At 37.8% G+C, this 1,952-nt stretch carries 1 protein-coding gene; it reads left to right on the top strand.

Features of this window, described 5'->3' with window-relative positions:
- Positions 1 to 1,014 precede the first annotated feature (1,014 nt).
- Positions 1,015 to 1,923 (top strand): rolling circle replication-associated protein, encoded by a 909-nt coding sequence (locus tag ACFQ8Y_RS22620; RefSeq protein WP_375839305.1) that lies wholly within the window; start codon positions 1,015 to 1,017, stop codon positions 1,921 to 1,923.
- Positions 1,924 to 1,952: the final 29 nt, after the last annotated feature.

The raw sequence follows: 1,952 nt of genomic DNA, 5'->3' as shown, positions 1-1,952 counted from the left end.
GTCGAAAATGACAATTTTGAAAACACAATTTCGTTTCTCCAGTATAACACAAAACGTGATTTTTGAAGCAAAACGGTTCCTCTTTATGGAGCCGTTTTTTTTATTTCCCGAAGGGTTATTTGTCAGAATGACAAACCGATTTCGAGCCGGCGAGAACCCATTGTCACACCACGATTTAGGGGGTGTGTATAAATGGGCACTCTCTGTGAAATTTGAAGCTTTGAAATTCCGAATGGCGCACTTATACACTCTGTCGAGTGAGTGCTAAAATGCTGAAGCATTTCCGTCAAGCGTGTGGAGGAATCTTGTAGAGAGATATAGCATAGATACCCGTATCTCTAGAGATATTTTGGTATATCCCTGCTATATCTATGGGGTATCTATGCTATATCTTTGGCTTCAAAAACGGCACCTGTTCTAAGAGCATAGAAACTCAACAGGCACAGCCTGTTTGACACCCTTTTTTTTAGGGTGGCACCGAGTTTCCTTATGCTCTTTTTCTCTGAAGCTAAACCTGTTTTATATGTCGTAGTCTTTTTATTGGGAGTGACCCCTTGCTGTACAATTTCCGGAGGTGCCGATAAGGGACGAATTTTCCCTTGTCGGTTGCCTTTGGGGATTGTAAGGGGTGGAGGCTCGGAATCAAAAGGAAACGAAATATCATTCCGAGTGTGCTTCTTTTTTCTGTTCTTGAATTCTATTATTTCCAATGTTAGAATTATGTTAACAACTTGTTAGGAGTGTGTTTGGATGGAAGAGAAAAAACAAATTGGACCTCGAATTACTGTTGAAACATTTAAAAAGCTAGAGTTATTAGCCGAACATTTTACAAAACACAATGAATTTGGAAGAGTTTCAAAAGATGCTGTAATTGAGTTTGCTATTAAGGAATTGTATAGGGACTATTTGGGAAAAGGACGCTAATTTTTGTTGAAAAACTGACTTCGGATTTGGGGTTCTTTATTATTAACTTGATTTTAATTAAACATTACAGGAAAAATTGAGGGGAAATGGATGGATAAACGCAATGGTGACGCGGTTTTCATAGCTCCAAATGATGTTGTAAAAGTGACCACTATGAATCACGTCATTGAAGTTCAGCATATGGAGAAGATGAACCGGAAAAATAATATCAAAAAATTGGACAAGGATAGGTTTGTAGACCTCTCTACTGGGGAGATCCGGGAGTTCGAGCATTCGGAAAATCGGCAGGAAAATTATAATTCTTTGAGACAAACCTTTAAGAAGCTGCGTTATTTGATAAATAACAATTTTATAGGACGGCCAAATGAATTACATATAACTTTGACATACAAGAAAAATATGACGGACACGAAAAAACTTTATAGTGATTTTCAAAATTTTATCGACAGGTTGCGTTATAAATACAAGAAAGAAAGTTCGATAGATTATTTATCGGTGGTAGAGCCACAAGGACGTGGAGCCTGGCATTGTCATGTTTTAATGCGCTTTAATGATTTGGATAAGATTTATATTAAAAATGCTGAATTAAGGAGTCTATGGGGTTTAGGATTTGTAACAATCAAGTCATTAAAGGATATAGACAACATAGGAGCCTATTTGAGCGCTTATTTGACTGATATAGACCTAGAAGATGTCCAAGACAGGGAAACAGCCTTAAAAGTGGCTTCAGAGGGCTGTGAGGTGCAAACAAAGATCGTAGAAGGTCGGGAAAAGAAATTTTTAAAAGGCGGACGGCTGCACATGTATCCTTCCGGAATGAATATGTATCGAAAATCAAAAGGGATTGTTAAGCCGGAACGGGAAGAAATGAAGTTCGGAGACATAAAAAAAGTAGTGGGTTCGGCAAAACCACACTACGAGAAAAGTTATCATGTCGAAAATGACAATTTTGAAAACACAATTTCGTTTCTCCAGTATAACACAAAACGTGATTTTTGAAGCAAAACGGTTCCTCTTTATGGAGCCGT

Origin of the sequence: Isoptericola sp. NPDC056605, assembly GCF_042792795.1 — a bacterium.
Classification (GTDB): Bacteria; Actinomycetota; Actinomycetes; order Actinomycetales; family Cellulomonadaceae; genus Isoptericola.
The sequence above is the reverse complement of the archived record's forward strand: the minus strand, read 5'-3'. Positions and strand labels throughout refer to the sequence as shown.